General features: G+C 68.6%; 16 protein-coding genes. 6 read left to right on the plus strand and 10 right to left on the minus strand.

What is annotated here, in order from left to right; all coding sequences use genetic code 11:
• Window positions 1–142: 142 nt before the first annotated feature.
• Window positions 143–1,093, plus strand: a complete 951-nt coding sequence (locus G554_RS0100180) for a sugar-binding transcriptional regulator (RefSeq protein ID WP_027586327.1) — start codon at window positions 143–145, stop codon at window positions 1,091–1,093.
• Between the two features lie 42 nt (window positions 1,094–1,135).
• Here the strand turns inward: G554_RS0100180 and G554_RS13685 are convergent, their stop codons facing one another.
• Entirely contained in the window at window positions 1,136–2,641 is a 1,506-nt protein-coding gene (locus tag G554_RS13685; RefSeq protein WP_084648182.1) for a S1C family serine protease, read from the minus strand.
• 144 nt (window positions 2,642–2,785) lie between these two features.
• Here G554_RS13685 and G554_RS0100190 point away from each other — a divergent pair, with 144 nt between their 5' ends.
• Window positions 2,786–3,388: an NAD(P)-dependent oxidoreductase gene (locus tag G554_RS0100190; protein WP_027586328.1), complete on the plus strand. Its 603-nt coding sequence runs from the start codon at window positions 2,786–2,788 to the stop codon at window positions 3,386–3,388.
• A gap of 100 nt (window positions 3,389–3,488) precedes the next feature.
• Here G554_RS0100190 and G554_RS0100195 read toward each other — a convergent pair whose 3' ends face one another.
• On the minus strand, window positions 3,489–4,313 hold the full coding sequence (locus G554_RS0100195; RefSeq protein WP_027586329.1) for a pseudouridine synthase: 825 nt from the start codon (window positions 4,311–4,313) through the stop codon (window positions 3,489–3,491).
• Window positions 4,314–4,571: 258 nt separating this feature from the next.
• On the opposite strand from G554_RS0100195, the gene G554_RS0100200 reads away from it, so the two are divergent.
• From G554_RS0100200 to G554_RS0100210, 3 genes are all read left to right on the plus strand, one after another.
• On the plus strand, window positions 4,572–4,898 hold the full coding sequence (locus tag G554_RS0100200; RefSeq protein WP_027586330.1) for a thioredoxin family protein: 327 nt from the start codon (window positions 4,572–4,574) through the stop codon (window positions 4,896–4,898).
• 7 nt (window positions 4,899–4,905) lie between these two features.
• A complete protein-coding gene (locus G554_RS0100205; protein WP_027586331.1) occupies window positions 4,906–5,697 on the plus strand; it encodes a hypothetical protein in 792 nt (263 codons plus the stop codon).
• 208 nt (window positions 5,698–5,905) lie between these two features.
• Window positions 5,906–6,343 (plus strand): OsmC family protein, encoded by a 438-nt coding sequence (locus G554_RS0100210; RefSeq protein ID WP_027586332.1) that lies wholly within the window; start codon window positions 5,906–5,908, stop codon window positions 6,341–6,343.
• 97 nt (window positions 6,344–6,440) lie between these two features.
• Here G554_RS0100210 and G554_RS0100215 read toward each other — a convergent pair whose 3' ends face one another.
• The 8 genes from G554_RS0100215 to G554_RS13690 form a co-directional block, all read right to left on the minus strand.
• Complete coding sequence (locus G554_RS0100215; protein ID WP_027586333.1) at window positions 6,441–7,283, minus strand: PhzF family phenazine biosynthesis protein; 843 nt, start codon at window positions 7,281–7,283, stop codon at window positions 6,441–6,443.
• A 73-nt stretch (window positions 7,284–7,356) separates the two neighbouring features.
• Window positions 7,357–8,898, minus strand: coding sequence for an MFS transporter (locus G554_RS0100220; RefSeq protein ID WP_027586334.1), 1,542 nt, complete (start codon window positions 8,896–8,898; stop codon window positions 7,357–7,359).
• Window positions 8,895–9,467, minus strand: a complete 573-nt coding sequence (locus G554_RS0100225; protein WP_027586335.1) for a TetR/AcrR family transcriptional regulator — start codon at window positions 9,465–9,467, stop codon at window positions 8,895–8,897. Before G554_RS0100225 ends, G554_RS0100220 begins: the two co-directional genes overlap by 4 nt.
• A gap of 88 nt (window positions 9,468–9,555) precedes the next feature.
• Window positions 9,556–10,830, minus strand: a complete 1,275-nt coding sequence (locus G554_RS0100230; RefSeq protein ID WP_027586336.1) for an NAD(P)/FAD-dependent oxidoreductase — start codon at window positions 10,828–10,830, stop codon at window positions 9,556–9,558.
• 172 nt (window positions 10,831–11,002) lie between these two features.
• A complete protein-coding gene (locus tag G554_RS0100235) occupies window positions 11,003–12,943 on the minus strand; it encodes a sensor histidine kinase (protein ID WP_027586337.1) in 1,941 nt (646 codons plus the stop codon).
• A gap of 45 nt (window positions 12,944–12,988) precedes the next feature.
• Window positions 12,989–13,405 (minus strand): hypothetical protein, encoded by a 417-nt coding sequence (locus G554_RS0100240; protein WP_027586338.1) that lies wholly within the window; start codon window positions 13,403–13,405, stop codon window positions 12,989–12,991.
• Between the two features lie 11 nt (window positions 13,406–13,416).
• Window positions 13,417–14,184, minus strand: a complete 768-nt coding sequence (locus G554_RS0100245) for a response regulator transcription factor (RefSeq protein ID WP_051232063.1) — start codon at window positions 14,182–14,184, stop codon at window positions 13,417–13,419.
• A gap of 477 nt (window positions 14,185–14,661) precedes the next feature.
• Window positions 14,662–15,441: a hypothetical protein gene (locus G554_RS13690; protein WP_051232066.1), complete on the minus strand. Its 780-nt coding sequence runs from the start codon at window positions 15,439–15,441 to the stop codon at window positions 14,662–14,664.
• Window positions 15,442–15,746: 305 nt separating this feature from the next.
• On the opposite strand from G554_RS13690, the gene G554_RS0100255 reads away from it, so the two are divergent.
• Window positions 15,747–17,321, plus strand: coding sequence for an aminotransferase-like domain-containing protein (locus tag G554_RS0100255; protein WP_425393320.1), 1,575 nt, complete (start codon window positions 15,747–15,749; stop codon window positions 17,319–17,321).
• The last annotated feature ends 24 nt before the right edge of the window (window positions 17,322–17,345 follow it).

Raw genomic sequence — 17,345 nt, forward strand, 5'->3', positions numbered from 1 at the left:
ACTTGTTCAGGGCTGCAGCGCCGTCCTCCATGGACACCGCGCGAGCAACCAGTCCGGATGTGAGCACCGAACCTGGCTCAGTCAAGCACAAGTGAACACCCTCCACCCCCGCGTGCACTAATGTGCAGCCAGGAGGTGGAGCATGAACGAGTGGGCTGACGACCTGTGGACTGCGGCATCCATGTACTACATGCAGGGCGAGACGATGGAGGTCATCGCCAAGCACCTGGGGACCTCGCGGTCGACCGTCTCCCGGCTGCTCAAACAGGCCCGGGAGACCGGTCTGGTGCGCATCAGCCTGGCCCAGCCCACCGGGGCCAGGACCGGGCTGAGCACCTCTCTGTCACGGATGTTCGGCGTACGGGCCACCATCGTTCCGGTCCGGTCGGGGACCACGGAGGTGCACCGGCTGGATCAGGTGGCCCGGATCGCAGGTCAGCTCATCACCGACCTAGTGCATGACGGCGTGGCGATCGGAGTGGCCTGGGGCACGACGATGGAGACCATCACCTTGCACCTGGTCCCCAAGGACACCCACAACGTGCGGATCGTGCAGATGAACGGGGCCGCCAACCCGGCCGCGTCGGGGATCCCCTACACCGGCTCGATCATGACCCGGATGGCCCAGGCCTTCCAGGGGGAGGTGATCCACTTCCCGGTCCCGGCCTTCTTCGACAACCCGCAGACCAAGGCTGCGATGTGGCGCGAGCGTTCGGTCCAGACGGTGCTGGCGGCTCAGCGGGTGCTGGATCTGGCGGTCTTCGGGCTGGGCGCCCTGGAGGCCTCGGTGCCCTCACACGTCTACTCCTCGGGATACCTCACCGACGCCGAGATGGCTGAACTCGTCAGCTACGGGGTGGTGGGCGATGTCAACACCGTCTTCCTGCGGGCCGACGGCGGGTACGCCGACATTCCGTTCAATGAGAGGGCCACCGGGATGACTCCTCATCAACTCCAGAAGGTGCCGCGGCGGATCTGCGTGGTCTCGGGGAGGACCAAGGCCAAGGCCCTGCTGGCAGCGCTGCGGGCCCGGGTGGCCACCGATGTGGTGGTCGACGACGAGACGGCCAGGGCCGTTCTGGATCTGATGTAGGCCTGGATTTGATGCAGGCGGCGCCGAAGGGCGTCGCCCCGGTCACTTGGGAGCGGCCGCCAGGGTCGCCTTCACCTGCTGCTGGGAGCCGCCGCGCACCAGGGTCAGGGTGATCTGCTCACTGACCTTGCGGGCGCGGACCAGCCCGACCAGGGACTCCCCGGAGGTGACATTGGTGGAGTCCATCGCGATGATGACGTCGCCCTCACGCAGGTCGGCGCCGGCGGCCGGGGAACCGGCCTGGACCGAGGCCACCTCGGCCCCCGACGTCGTCACCCCGTTGACGGTGGCGGTGCCGTCCTCGGAGGTGATGCCGAGGTAGGCGTGCCGGGCGGAGCCGGTGGCGATCAGCTGGTCGGTGATGTTGCGCACCTGGTTGGCCGGGATCGCGAAACCGATCCCGATGCTGCCCGACTGGGACCCCGATGAGGAGGAGGAGAGGCTGGCGATCGAGGAGTTGATGCCGATCAGCTGGCCCTCGGCGTTGACCAAGGCGCCGCCGGAGTTGCCCGGGTTGATCGGGGCGCTGGTCTGGATGGCGCTGGTGACGACCACCCCGTCGCTCGATCCACTGGACTGCTCACTGGAGGATGTCGTCACCGGACGGTTGAGCGCGCTGATGATGCCGGTGGTCACCGACCCCGACAGCCCGAGCGGGTTGCCGATCGCCATCACCGGTGCGCCGACCGCAAGCTTGTCGGAGTCGGCGAAGTCGATCTGCGTGAGCTCCTTCGGGATCTGCTTGAGACGGATCACCGCGAGATCTGTGGAGGCGTCGGTACCCACCACCGAGGCCTGGTAGCTCTTGTCCCCCAGGCCCACCGAGATGGTGCCCCCACCGCCTCCGGCCGAGACGACGTGGTTGTTGGTGACGATGTCGCCCTTGGCGTCCAGCACCACCCCCGAGCCGGCCCCGGTGCCCTGGCTGGTACGCACCGTGATGGAGACCACCGAGTCGGAGACCGCCTTGGCGGTGGCCGTCCAGTCCGGATTGGAGGCATTGGCCTGGGCGACCTTGGTGACGGTGGCGGACGGGGCGCTGGTGGCCGATGCCGATGCGACGGCGGCCGGGGTGTCCTGGGTCTGGCTGCTGACCGCCCAGCCCGACAGTCCTCCGACACCGGCTGCCAGCAGGGTCACCAGGGCGACGGTGCCAGCCCGGATGCCCTTGCCGCGCCTGGGTTCAGTGAGGGTCTGGGAGGACTGGCCCGGGCCCTGGGGAGGGTAGCCGGAGCCGGAGACGGCCGCCCAGGGCTGGGACTGGCTGTAGTCGTACTGGCCCGACTGACCCGACTGGCCCGACTGGGCCTGGCCGAAGGCCTGGTACTGGCCGGTCTGCGGGTACTCACTGCCCTGGCCGTACTGGGCGCTCTGGCCGTAGTGGGCCCCCTGGCCACTCGCTGGGGTCTGGCCGGCCTGGTCGTACTCGTTGCGGCCGTACCCGTATCCCGAGCTCTGGAAGTAGGGCTGGCTGTCGGGGTACTGGGTGCCCACCTGGTCTGACCGGTCGGGGTACTGGGCGCTGCCGGTGCCCTTGTTCTCGTCCATGAATTCATGGTGCCGCGGTTTCCTATGGACCAGATGAGAAGTTCACCTGAGGCTTCTGAAGAGCCCAGGTTCTTAGGGAAGTATCAGGGTCGGCCCGGCGTTGCACAGATCGGCCCACGAGGTGGGGCCTTCCAAGGAGGAGATATGAACATCACCGTCATCGGTGCCACCGGCATGGTCGGTTCGAAGGTCGTCGCCGAGGCGCTGGCCCGCGGCCATCAGGTCACCGCGGTCACCCGCTCGGGCACGCCGGTCCAGGGAGCCACCGCACTGGCCGCGGAGCTGTCGGACACCCCGACCGTCACCAACCTCGTCAACTCCGCCGATGCCACCGTCATCGCGGTACCCACCGACCGCACCGGTGGATCGGCCGAGCCGGTGATCAACGCCCACCGCGATCTCATCGCCGCCGCCCCGACGGGGCGTCTGCTGGTGGTCGGAGGGGCCGGATCCCTGCTCATCGACGGGGTTCCGCTCAAGGACAGCCCGGACTTCCCGGCCGCCTACAAGAGCGAGTCCGAGGCCTTCAGCACCGTGCTTGACCTCTACCGGGCCTCCCAGGGGCTGGACTGGACGCTGATCTCCCCGGCCCCCCAGGTCGCCCCCGGCGATGCGGCGCAGAACTACACCGTGGCAGCCGACTCGCCGGCAGGCGACTTCGTCAGCTCCGGCACCTTCGCCGTGGCGATCCTCGACGAGCTGGAGAGGCCTGCCCACCGCGGACAGCGGTTCACCGTCGCCCAGTGAGGCCGCCGCCCCGATGAGCCTGCGCAGATCACTCCGCAGACGGGGGTATCAGCAGCTCAGGCTGCATGGACCCCCGTCTGCGGAGTGATCTGCGCATCCGTCACCCCCAACAGGCCAACTTCTGACGTGATCTGAAGCTGCGGAACTTTCCGGAGACCGGATCCGTGAAGGACAACTCATGGGCCTGGAGCTGGAGCGGCCTGGTGAAGTCGTCGACCGCGGTGTCCAGCAGCTCGGGGTAAAAGGGGTCGTTGAGGATGGGGGCGCCCAACCGGTTGAAGTGCAGCCGGATCTGGTGGGTCTTGCCGGTCAGGGGTGTGGCCTCGTAGAGCCCCAGATCCCCGCGCCGCTCCAGCAGCCGGACCCGGGTCCGGGCGTTGGGTGCGGCGCCGGGCACCTCATGGGCCTGGATCACCCCGCGTTCCTTGACGATGCGGCTGGCCACCTCGATCCCCTCCGGTGGCAGATCGAGGGCCTCAGCGACGACCCGGTAGCTCTTGTGCACCAGGTGGTGCTCGAAGAGTTCCTGGTAGGGGCGACGCCACTGGCGCTGACAGGTGAGCAGCAGGACCCCGGCGGTGACCCGGTCCAGCCGGTGGGCGACCGTCAGCTCCGGCATGCCGAGCTCGGTGCGCAACCTGACCACCACCGACTCCAGGACGTGGGACCCGCGGGGAATCGAGGACAGGAAGTGGGGCTTGTCGGCGACCAGGATCCGGTCATCCCGGTACAGGGTGCCGATCGGGAAGGGTACCGGGGTCTCGACCGGCAGGTCGCGGTGGAAGTAGATGAAGGTCTGGGCGGTGAAGGGGGTCTGCGGGGTGATCGGCACACCGGTCAGGTCGACGAAGCGCCCCTCGGCCACCATCTCGTCGATCCGCGGCTGACCGATCCGTGGCAGCTTCCAGGTCAGGAACTGGCGCATGGTGAGCCACGGGGCGGCGCCGGTCATCGCCGTCGCGCCTCGGCCGGCCGCTGCCGAGATGTCGTCGGCACTGGCCGCCAACCGGCGGCACTCACCCTGATCGGGGGTGCGCACCCAGGCCGACTCCAGGCCGTGACGCTGGGGCAGTGGGGAGCGCGGGGGCATGCCGGTCACCCTATCCGCGCCGCCTGCGGCCGGCTGCGATGGTCTGGGCAGCGTCCTCTACTATCGGGAGGTCCCCGTCTTGAGAGGTTTTCCATGAGCCAGGTCATCGAGGTCACCGACGAGACCTTCGCGTCGGTGGTCATGAGCTCGGCGAAACCCGTACTGGTCGACTACTGGGCCGACTGGTGCATGCCGTGCAAGCAGCTCTCCCCCCTGATCGCCGAGCTGTCGGACAGTCACGGCGATCGGATGACATTCACGACCCTGGACACCAACGCCAATCAGCGCACCGCGGCCGATCAGCAGATCCTCTCGCTGCCCACGATCCAGGTGTGGCAGGACGGACGGCTGGTCCGGTCACTGCAGGGCGGCAGGTCCAGACGAGCACTACTCAAGGCCCTCGACGATTTCATCGGATGAGCCTGCGATGAGCGATGACGACCAGATGAGCCGACACCACCGCGGGCCGGCGCCCAGACGGGCAGCCCCGCCCGACGGCGAGGAGACCCCGGCCGAGCAGAGGACGCCGGGCAGCACGGCCTCCAGCGGCCCACTCCCCCACCGGGCGGGCTCCCCGAGCACCCCCGCCAGCAGCCCCCACGGCCAGGCCGCGACCGGTCAGGTCGACGACCAGCTCACCAGCATCCCCCGCCCTCCCCGGCGAGGTCGCCCGAGTCGGGCCGCCGATGACCCCGATCCCGCACCCTCCCACAAGACCATGCTGATCGGCACCATCATCGCCCTGGTGGTGGTCACCATCGTCGGTGTCGCGGTCTACGCCATCAACTCCATCCAGCCGGCCGGGCCCTCGAGCACCCCGACCGCCACCTCGACCTGGAAGATGGAGCTGCCGGTGCAGATCGGGGCCTACACCCGCGACCCGAACGCCACCGACTCCCCCTCCACCCAGGCGGGCACCACGACCACCTCGGCGACCTATGCCACCAAGGGTCAGGACGCCGTCGTGGTCCTGATGAGCCGGCCCCAGACCGATCTCAAGGCCTTCATGGATGACGCCGGGATGAACTCGGTGAGCGAGCAGCAGCTCTCGGACAAGTCCGGCAGTGCGCAGTGCGGCATCGACCCCGACCACAACGACACCGGCTGCGTGGTGCTCCAGGAGAACACCGCTGTGCTGGTGCTGGCGCTGCTCAACCAGTCGCGCCAGGATCTGGCGGATCTGGCCCAGCAGGTGGCCCGGCAGACCGCAGGCCAGTGACCCTGGCCGCAGCTGGCATGACGCCGTGCCGGCGCCCCGAGCAGGTCGCCCCCGCGGCGTCGGCGGCCGGCAGGAGGGCCAGGCATCACCGCCGACACCAGCACCGGGAATGACATTCGGCGGGCACGGGCGCACAATGGGCGAAGTGTTGCACCGGGCCCCCACCCGGGCTGGGGAAGATCACACACCAGAGCATCAAGAGGTCGTCATGCCGTCAGCCACCAAGAAGGTCACCGTGTTCCGCAGGGGCGAGGGCCGATACGTCGCCACCAACGCCCGCGGCGGTCAGGTACGACTCGGGAACGGAGCCGACGACGACTTCACCCCGGTGGAGCTGCTGCTGGCGGCCATCGGAGGCTGCTCCTCGGTCGATGTCGACAACGTCACCAGCCGTCGTGACGAACCCGAGCAGTTCGAGGTGGTCGTCAGCGGCGCTCGGATCGTCGACGAGGCCGGCGGCAACCGGCTGGACCCGGTCACCCTGGACTTCGCCGTCCACTTCAAGGACACCGAGGAGGGCCGCGAGGCGGCCGGTCTGGTCGAGCGACTGGTCAAGTTGTCACGCGACAAGGAGTGCACGGTGGCGCGCACCGTGTCGGCCGACACCCAGGTGGTCTTCAAGGTGGACGGTCAGCCCCTCGACTGAGCGCTGACCCCCCGGCTGCGGGTCGCCGGCGTCGCCATCGCGGTCGGTCCCGGGCCCACCCACGGTGGCTCGGATCCCCAGGATGCCGGGAATGCCGTCAGGCCAGCGCCGTGCCGCGGAACAGGGTGGTGGTGTTGCCGCCCACCCAGACCGTCCCGTCATCGTCGGGAGTGATCGAGATCCGCCCGGTGCGGCCGAGCCTGGTGCCCTGGGAGACTGTGAAGGGCCCGGAGACCTCTCCGGTGCGCACCAGCCACTGGCCCACCGATGCGTTCATCGACCCGCACACCGGATCCTCCGCCACGCCGACCCCCGGGGCGAAGGTCCGCATCTCGAATGCCGTCTCCGAGCCCTGCGGGTAGGCGCCGATCGCGCCCACCATGGCATCGGGGATCGCTGACAGATCGGGCTCGAGCTCGAGCACCTGTTGTGCTGTGGGCAGCCGCAGCACCGCCCAGCCGGGTCCGTTGTCGACCCACTGGTGGGCGACCACCTGGGATGAGTCGATGCCGAATGCGGCCTCGATCCTCGAGAGGAGGTCCGGTTCGAGAGGGCCGGTGTGCGTTGTCGGCGGGGCGGCGAAGGACAGCACCCCGCCGTCACGCCGGATCGGGATCAACCCGGCCGTGCACTGCTGCACGACCAGCTCCGGATCGCGGGGGGATCCACCACTCTCCAGCCAGGCGTGCGCTGAGCCCAGGGTGGGGTGTCCGGCGAATGGCACCTCGCCCCCCGGTGTGAAGATCCGCAGGCGGTAGTCGGCCTCGGTGCTGGTCGCAGGCAGCACGAAGGTGGTCTCCGAGAGATGCGTCCATCGCGCCATCTGCTGCATGTCGGTGTCCGATATCCCCTGGCCGTCGAGGACCACCGCGAGGGGGTTGCCGCGGTATGCGACAGCGGAGAAGACATCGACCTGGGCGAACGGGCGGGAACGTGGCATCGCGGCGACCTTTCACAGAAGCGGTTCGGCAGCCATTCTGCAACTGGAGACACCGCGGCGGCACGGGGGACGCTCAGTGGACGGCGCGGGTGATGTCGTAGCGGCGCGGTACCAGGACGGTGACGCCGACCGCTGCCAGCGTCATGACCACGAAGCCGATCAGCCCGGTGTCCGCCAGGGCCGTCGTGAAGGCTCTGTCCGCGAGAGTCATCAGCTCCGGGGTGCCGGCGGCCCTGGCGATGTCCTCGGCCGCGCTGAGCGACTGCCCCGCGGACCGGACCTGCGCCAGGTCCAGGCCGGCCTGCGAGGCCAGCGAGGTGATCCTGGAGCTGTAGATCGCCGCAGCGGCACTCCCGAGAACGGCGATGCCCAGGACGCTGCCGAGCTCGTAACTGGTCTCCTCGAGGGCCGCGGCATGACCGGCCTTGGTCTGGGGCGTGCCGGAGATGATGAGCGCCGATCCGACGGCCAGTGATCCGGCGCCCGCGCCGAGCAGGATCATGGCGACGACCATCCAGCCGTAGCTGATGGGCTGCGGGGCGAGATAGATGGTGAGGAAACCCATTCCGGTGACGCCGAGTTCGCCACCGAGCACGGCGCGTGCGCCGATCCGGGCCGCCAGACCGGGAGCCAGCGGCGAGGCGACCCCCACCGCCAGTACCGCGGGGAGCATGGCGAGACCGGCCTCGAGCGGGGATGCACCCTCCACGATCTGCAGCCACTGTGCAGACAGCAGCAACAGCGCAGACATCGCGAACATGAAGGTAGTGGCCGCCAGGATGCCTGCGGTGAAGGGCTTGCTGCGGAACAGGCCCAGATCCAGCATCGGGTTGTCGTGACGCAGGCACCGGCGGATGAACCAGGCGAGGATGCCGGTACCCGCCAGCAACGCGATCCAGGCCGGCTGATCTGTCACGCCGCGCTCGGCGAAGGTCGTGATGGCCCAGATGAGGGCGACCGTGCCGGTGATCGAGGCCAATGCCCCGGGCAGGTCCCACTGCGGGGGTGTGGGGCTACGGAACTCCGGGAGCAGCAGGGACCCGGCGACCAGCGCGACCCCCATCACCGGGATGTTGACGAGAAAGGCGGCGTGCCAGCTGCCGTGCTCCAGCAGGAATCCACCGAGAACGGGACCGATGGCCATCCCCACCGAGGAGGCGGCAGCCCAGATGCCGAGCGCGGTGGCGCGCTCCCTCGGGTCGGTGAACACCACCCGGATCATGGACAGCGTGGTCGGCATGATCATCGCGCCACCGATGCCGAGCAGGGCGCGGATGGCGATCACCGCCGGCGCGCTGTCCGCGAGGACCACGAGCAGGGAGGCCGCCGCGAAGATCCCGTACCCGGTGAGCAGCACACTCCTGCGTCCGAGCCTGTCGGCGGCAGCGCTCATCGGCACCAGCAGGCCGGCGAGCACCAGCGAGTAGATGTCGACGATCCACAGCTGCTGGACCGAGGTCGCGTGAACATCGGCGGCCAGCTGCGGGAGAGCCACGTTGAGGATCGTCATGTCCATGCTGATCCCCGCCAGGCTCAGGCTCAGGACCGCCAGGGCCGCCCACCGACGCCATCTGCTGATCACCCGTGCGGGTTCCCCGGTGATCCCACCCGTCATGCCCGATCACCCGCCTGGTGGAGAAGACCGGTCAGCGCGCCCTGGAGCGTGGCGACCTCGAGAGGAGTGCCGGTGAGGGTGGTCTGCATCGTCGCCCCATCGATGAAGACCGCGATACTGCGCGCCGATTCGGGACTGGTCCACTGCTCGGCGAGCGCGACGAAGCCCTGCACCCACATCAGCGCGATCGACCGAAGGTCCTCGTGCTGCATCGCGGTGCTGTACAGCGCGGCATCGGCACGAATCTGATCCTCATCGGACAGGTACTCGTGCAACAGCTCGGCCAGCACACGGGGGTCACCGCCGGAGGCCTTCACCCGCTCCGAGACCTCCGCGAGCTCATCGCAGACCCCTTCAGCCAGCTGGGTGATGGCGGCGGTGCGCAACTCATGGAGCGAGGAGAAGTAGTAGGTCGTCGCGCCGAGCGGCACGCCGGCACGCTCGGCCACCACCCGATGGGTGAGGGCGCCGCTCTCCACCAGTACCGCGGCGGCGGCATCGACGATCGCACGCCGACGGGCCTGGGGGTCGCGTCTGCGCTGAGCCTTTCGGCTCGGGGGCTGGCTCATCGGGTCTCCAGATCTCTCCGGGCTTCATGTACTAACGTACTAGTACGACAGTACATGACGCCCCGAGGCGGGCATCCGCTGGTGACCTTCAGGGGCGGGCGAAGCGACGAGACCACCGCTGGGACCACCGCTGGAGCCGGGTGGTGGCCATGGTTCCGGAGAGCTGCTGGGCGATCTGGTAGCCGGCATCCCAGGCCTGCTGCTGGGTGAAGATCGGGTAGGGCGCGTAGATGATCCCTGGCGTCTCGGACGGCGTCACGGGTTCGAGGGTGGCCGGCTCAGGTTCGGTGAAGCTGGCGACGACATCCCAGTCGGTGGCGTCGGCGCGGTAGATCTCTGACAGGTCGGCGTAGAGAGTGGACTCCTCGATCGCGCTGTGGCCGAAGCTGGTGGCCACAATGAGGTGGTCCTGTTCGGCGTATCCGTCGGAGATGTTGGAGACGACGGCGGTGTTCGCAACGCGGCCAGGCTCGGCCCACCCCAGATGGAGAGCGGAACTGTCAGTGGGACAGACTGCGGCCCGAAGCCAGATGGTGTGCCTGAGCATCGGGGCCGGCCGCGCGAGCACAGTCTCATGAGGGCTGTCCGCAGCTGGGTGCGCTGGGGTTGCGGGAACCTGGCCCCGCAGTCGAAGCGCCTCACAGTGCCCGGCGGCCACCACGACCACGCGACCCCAGATGTCGGCATCGCTGGTGTGGACGCAGTCCTCATCTGGACCGGTCTCCTTGATGTCCAGCACGGTGGTCCCGAGGGTTGGTGGGATGCTCGACAGAACGGTGCGCAGAGTGAGGTACGGCCTGCCGGATCCCGCCCAGGGCAAGGACTTCTCAGCCAGCCAGTCCAGGGCCAGATCGGCGACCGTGTTGAAACTCACCGACTGGTCCAGGCTCCCCAGCATCGAGGCCAGTGCCCCGTCGACGACTCGGGCCCTGAACTCATCGTCTCGGGTGTCACCTGGCGGACGAGAGGGGCCAGCGGCCCGGTCCAGACGGACCTGTTGGTTCCACGGCAGGTCGGGATGCCGCACACCTGACATCCAGGAGGCGAGCTGGGGAGAGTCGATACCAACGACCGGCAGTGGATCGGCGTCGATGAATCGTGGGCCCTCGGGGCCTCGGACCACCAGGCCATCGGCGAGGGGGAAGTACTGGCTGTAGTTGATGATGCGAGTCTTGGGTCGGCCGCCGAAGACCGGTTCGAACGTCTGGTTGCAGGCAAATCCGTCGATCCGGTAGTTGCGGATTCGCCCGCCCAGCTCAGACTGAGCCTCGATCAGCTGGACCGGCAGGCCGTACACCATCAGGTGCAATGCCGTTGACAGTCCGGTGAGGCCACCACCGACAACCACGCAGTCGCTGTACATGAGCATCCTTCAGGTCGCGGTGCACCATCGGTTCGAACAGGTCCGGGCGAGCATATCCACAGCCGTCTCGACATCTGGCGGCGGCGTGCCTCTCCTTCAGGTGAGCACCTCGATCATCGGAGACGAGAGACACCGGTCCCGAGGACCGCATCGAAGGTGTCCGCGGGCAACCTCAGCCCGCGCCGGGGGCTCCTTCATCGGCAGGGCGATCCGGTGCTGTCGAGGTCAGGATCACCAGGACGTCTGAGCCGCCCGCAATGATCTGCGCGTCCACCCCATCGGGTGTCGCGAGCCCTTCCAGGACGCCGTCGGAGTCGTCACCGCTGCCGACCGTGGTTGACCCGACGCCCCCCGACAGGGCCACGCTCGGCTGAGCGAAGTGCGACCCCGGCGCCCACCGGCAGGTCAACCTCGACCCCGCCCCGGCGGCAGCAGCCAGCTTCACGCACACCTCCCGGAAGGCCTCGGCGAGCCCGGCCCACTCACCATCCACCGGCTCGCGGCCTGCCACCACCACCTTGGCACCCCGCTCCCGCGCGCTGCGGAACTCGCGCCTCATGGCGTCATCCATCACCAACGGGGCGACCAGCAGATCCCGCATGGAGACCTCCAGCAGTGCGCACTCCCGACGCAGTTCGGCGTCGATCGGCACCCCGCCGGCCAGTCTCTCCAGTATCAGCAGCGGCGCCCCCTCGATGGTGGCCAGACGCCGTTCGGTCTCGAGCCGCACGGCCTCGGCGTGGGCCTGTCTCCGGATCGCCTGGAAAGTCCTCTCGCGACGGTCGTGGACGGTCGCCAGAGCGGCGTCCATGCTCTTGGCGGCCCACGCCGCGGCCATCGACAGCACGACCGGGAAGGTGAAGGAGCTGGCCCGGCTGGCCATCAGCCACCAGAACCCCCAGCCCCTCATCAGAGCCGCCCCGGCAGTGACCACCGGCAGGCTGAGCCCGGCCACCACGCACCACCGCCGGTTCCTGGTCCGCCAGGCCAGCGGGGCGAAGACCCCCAGGCCGAAGCCGATGAACCACTCCTGCCACTCCACCTCCGCGGTGAGCCGCAGGTTGGCCAGCATGATGATCTGGGCGAACATCGTCGCGGTCACCAGCAGCGTGCACTTCCACCAGTCGAGCCGGGGCCAGAGCATCGCCCCGAAGATCGCCAGTACCAGGATGGCCAGGCCCAGATCCTCGATATGCCAGTTGATCACATAGGGACTGCACGGCACCCCCATCGACAGTGAGATCACCAGGGAGAGGATGAAGAAACCCATCATCATCCGGAAAGCCGGCAGCTGCCCGATCAGCACCTTCGAGGTGCGCGGTTGCTGCCAGTACATCGTCACCGTGGTGCCGTGCCCCGGGGAGCTGATCACCTCGGCGCGGCCCCCGCAGCCAGCCATCGTCCGACGCACCGAACCGGACAGGCCATGGTGTCTCTCGGACACATCGCCCGGGTTGAAGCCGCAGCCCTCGTCGCGGATCGTCAGCTCGGCGGCGTCGGTGCCGAAATGCCCCCACACCCCCACCTGGCTGACGCCGGAGTGCCGGGCGACGTTGGTGAGGGCCTCCCCGGCAGCACGCTTGTAGCACTCGACGATCGGGCCGATCGGGATCCCGCTGATCGCGATGTCGGCGTCCAGTCCGAGGACCGCCACCTTCTGGCGGACCTGCTCGACGAAGCCGTCGGAGGACCTGCGGGCACCCGGGTCGCGCAGCGCGCCCAGGGCATCGCGAGCCAGGATCCGGGCCGGCTCCTCGACCTGCGGCACGACGGCGCGGGCAGCGGTGCCCAGGGCATTGAGGACCTTGTCGTGGATGAGCCCGTCCCACCGGTTGGACTCCGCCAGGGCCTCCTCGGACTCGATGAGGGCCCGCTCGGAGCGCCGACTGCTGCGGTCGGCGTACTGGGCCATCCGCACGGTGTCCACGACGGCCGCCCAGCCCATCGTCGCCACCATCCCGATGGCGCCGTAGTAGGCGGAGTTCACCCAGCTCAGCGAGCCCAGCTGGGCGGTTCCGGCCAGGATCGTGCCGCCGATGGTCACGGTCAGCACGATGTCGAGGGCCGCGAACGGCCAGTACAGGCAGGTCCACGCGGCTGCCGCGCCCAGCACCGCCGAGTGAGCCAGCGGAGGTGCCAGCTGACCAGGGGTGACCTGTCACCACAGTGCGGCCACGATGACCCCGAGGAGGCACAGGGCGGTGTGCACGACCAGCGCCGGACAGGCCGGACGGCGTCTGGCCACGCAGACCGTGATCCAGCCGGAGGTGAGCGCGACCGCCGGCAGCAGGATCGCGATGAGCAGGGAGTCCCGCGGGGTCATCTGGTGGGTCTGCCACTGGTGCACCGAGGCGCTTGTGCTCAGCGCCAGACCGAGCAGCGCGGCGAAGGCGCCGATGAAGTCGGCGGTGCGATCCATCCGGCGGCCCGCGCTGGGGGCCAACAGGCGGGCGAGACGCCGTGCGAGCCGGCCTGGGGGGCGTCCGCCAGGTGCGCCGTGGAGGGCGGACTCGTTGGAGGTCGGGCTGTCGTCGGACATCGGCCAGTTGTTCAGCATGCTCCCCGTGTTCAGCATGGCAGGGGACCTCAGTGTCGCTGCGGACCCTCGCAGTAGCCGTCCTCCACCGCGCGGATGTAGAGATCGGTGCGAGTGGGGGCGGGGCGCCCGGCGTCGATGTACTTGCTCCGGATCCGTTTCAGCCAGGTGCCCACGGTGACCTTCTGGACACCCATCTTTCGGGCGATGGTAGAGGTCTTCAGACCGGCGGCGAAGAGGGTGAGTGCCTGCTTCTCCCGGTCGGCGAGATGGGGCATGACCCAGCCCTCGTCGGCGATCGCCCGGGCCCACTCCGGAGAGAGCCAGGGTTCGCCGTCTGCGACGGTCGTGATGGCCTCGGCCAGGGTGTCGGCGTCGGCGTTCTTCTCGAGAATCCCTGCCGCCCCGGCGGCGAAGCAGGCCTGCACGACGCTGGGACGGGCCTCCTGGGAGAACATCAGCACCGGGGATCCGAGCTCCCCGAGAATCCGGGCCACGTTCTGGTGGGGCGCGGAGTCATCATTGAGTCGGATATCGAGCAGCACGACGTCCGGTTCAATCTTGGTGGCGATCAGGTCGTCAACGGTGGCCGCGCAGGCATAGTCGGCAATGGTGATACGGGTCTCCAGGACGGCACGAATGCCTTCCAGAAGGATCGGGACGTCATCAACCGCGGCTAGGATGATGGGTCGTGCCGCTATCGGGCCATCGTCGAATGAACTGGCGTCATCGCGAGTTCCTGACCGGCCCTGTACACGGTCACCGGCACCCTCGTCGTCCGCTGACGGTTCGGATGCGCCGCTTATCAGGCTGCTCACAGGGTCATGCTGACACGATTTTCAGTCGCTCATGATGAGTGAGCGTTCGAAGCCACAACCATGATCCTCGGACTAGGGGTGACGCACCGGGTTGTCCCCCAAACTGGGGACATAATTCCTGGCTCAACCCAGCTGCCGGGGCTCATCGCATTCAATCGGCACACCACCGCCATGGCCTCGACACCCCATCATGGCGACCAACTGCGCCTCGCGAGACTCTTCCGGTCCATATCCGCCAGATCGGGAAATGGCACGGACATTTTCGGCCTCTCACAATCCGAGGGATGGCGAGGGGCCCAATCCGAGCCCTCATCGAGCGTCGGCTGCCATCCTGATATCGACGCAGTGTCTGCCTCGAGCCACACCCCCCGTACCGGCCCGAGGATCTGGGATCACGGCGATATGTCGACAATCCTCGCTGATGACCATGCTGGCACCGTGTCCGTGCTTCCTCGCAGCCGCTACTGCCCGATCGCCTCAGCTCCGCTGGCCACCACGGACCTCGCTGTACTGGCCGCGGGAACCAGGTAGTCCAGACTCAACCTTCCGCTGCACGGTGCTGGGCTCGGAGGCCGGCTCATGTGACCAGCCTCGCATCCAGTCGAGGAATCGGTGGCCCAGATCCTCGGCCGCCACCGTGTGGCGCAGGTCGAGCTGCATCCGGCGGACCGGCGCGGCGTCCAGCGGGTCGACCAGGCGAAAACCGACTGACTCCAGCCATGGCTCCGGGGCGATCCGAAGGTCCCGGCAGTCACCCGGCCGCCCGCACTCCACCCCGCCGGCCTCGATCGCCGGAACGCTGCCGTGGAGCCGACCGGCCAGAAAGCCGGTGAGTTGGCGGCCCACCGGTACGGAGTGGAAACGGTCCCGGCAGCTCGCTCCGGCGCGATGTCCGGTTGGTGACGCATCTGTCTGGGGGGGTACCTCCGCGACCCGTTGCGCGTGACTGTCGCCACCACATCCGGCCGCGGGCGCACACGCCACGACCACGACTGCGGCTCCCGAGGTTCTCGGCACCCGCCGCATCGGATGATCCGCAGGCAGCGCCTCCCCCGGTGTCACCAGGATGAAGGCGTAGCCGTCAGTGCAGCGCATACTCACCCCGGCCATCCCCCAGGTCACCAGCGCGGCCTCCATCCACCCCGGCATCGGTTCCCCGTGAGCCATCCCCCAGGAATGCGCCAGCACGTCGTCGGGGACACCGCGGAAGTGGGCCACCATGTCGCGGGTGATGGGCCGGAAGCGTCGAAGACTCATCGCGACCCCCAGCCCGCCAGTCCAGCCCGGGACCCTCCCGAACCCTGTCCCCATCCTGCCCCACAGTGCCATCCGCCGTCGCCGGGAACCCGAAAGGGCATCCGGGCCAGGGCCGAGGTGTGCGCAGATCACTCCGCAGACGGGGGTTCGTGCTCGCTGGGCTGCAGATACCCCCGTCTGGGGAGTGATCTGCGCACCTGAGCGAGGCCATCGACCTGCAGAACAGCCACCCGACGTGAGAAACCACACACTTTTTTCGGTGTCATTCTATGAACCAGGCCGCATTCTGAGGCACAGTAGGCGGGGTGAGTATCACGAACCGACTCAGCCATGCCGCACCCGACCTCTCCCACCTCGTCGCCCGCGCCGGCGCCGAGGCCACCGAGGCCGCCGCGGCTACTGAGCCGGTCCGCGCCGGTTCGCAGCACCAGTCCCATTCCACCGAGGGCAGCACCTCCAGCACGGGCGAGCCCACCACCAGCAGCGAGCGCACTGACATGACCTCTCACACCCAGCACACCCAGCCCCAGACCCCCCGGCCCCACCGCTCCCCCGCCGAGGGCGAGCCCCAAGGCCGCCAGCACACCCGGGTCGACACCACTTTCGACCACTTCCACGACCTCTACGCCACCCGGACCCTGTCGATGAAGTCCTCCCCGGTGCGCGCCCTCTTCGCGGTCGCCAACCGCCCCGAGGTGGTCTCACTGGCCGGGGGTATGCCCAACATCTCCGACCTCCCGCTCGATGTCGTCGGCGACGCTCTCAAGCAGCTTGTCGAGACCCGCGGCGCCCAGGCCATGCAGTACGGCTCCGGTCAGGGCGAACCGGAGATCCGCGAGGGGATCTGCCGGGTGATGGCCGTCGAGGGGGTCCACGCGGATCCCGATGACGTCACCGTCACCTGCGGCTCCCAGCAGGCTCTGGACCTGGTCTCCCGGATCTTCTGCAATCCGGGGGACGTCGTGATGGCCGAGTCCCCCAGTTACGTCGGCGCCCTCAACACCTTCGCCTCCTATCAGGCCGAGGTGATCCAGGTCGGGATGGACGAGGACGGCCTGGACCCCGAGGACCTGCGGGTCCAGGTGAGCGCGGCCCGCCGGGCCGGCAAGAAGGTCAAATTCCTCTACACGATCCCCAACCACTCGAATCCCTCGGGGATCTCGCAGACCGTCGAACGACGTCATGCCCTGGTGGCGGAGGCCCGAAGACTCGACCTGCTGATCGTCGAGGACAACCCCTATGGACTGCTCAATCTCGACGGCGACCCACTGCCGACACTGCGGGAGATGTCTCCTGACAATGTCATCTACCTCGGATCCTTCTCCAAGACCTTCGCACCGGGTTTCCGGGTCGGCTGGGCCCTGGCGCCGGCCTTCGTGCGGGAGCGGCTGGTGCTGGCCCAGGAGTCGGCCACGCTGTGCCCTCCGGTCTTCAGCCAGTTCGCGGTGGCGACCTATCTGAAGAGCTGGGACTGGCGCAGGCAGGTCCGGGTCTTCATCGACATGTACCGGCAACGGCGCGACGCCATGCTCGAGGCCCTGGAGGAGCAGATGCCGGCCGGCACCACCTGGACCCACCCCTCGGGAGGATTCTTCGTCTGGGTGACGATGCCCGATGGGTTGGACTCCGCCGCGATGCTGCCGCGCGCGGTCACCGAGCTGGTGGCCTACACCCCCGGCACCGCGTTCTACTCCGACGGCCGCGGCCAGCAGAACATGCGGCTGTCCTTCTGCTACCCGACCCCCGAGCGGATCAAGCTCGGCGTCGAGAGGCTGGCCGCGGTGATGCGCCGGGAGTTGGAGATCCGCGAGACCTTCGGCGTGGGGCCGAGTGCCGCGGGCGGCGCGCGGGACTACGGCCCCGGGCCGAACTCGCTGTGAGTCGCTGACCTCCGGCTGAGGCAG

The organism is Acidipropionibacterium thoenii DSM 20276, from assembly GCF_000423445.1.
GTDB lineage: Bacteria > Actinomycetota > Actinomycetes > Propionibacteriales > Propionibacteriaceae > Acidipropionibacterium > Acidipropionibacterium thoenii.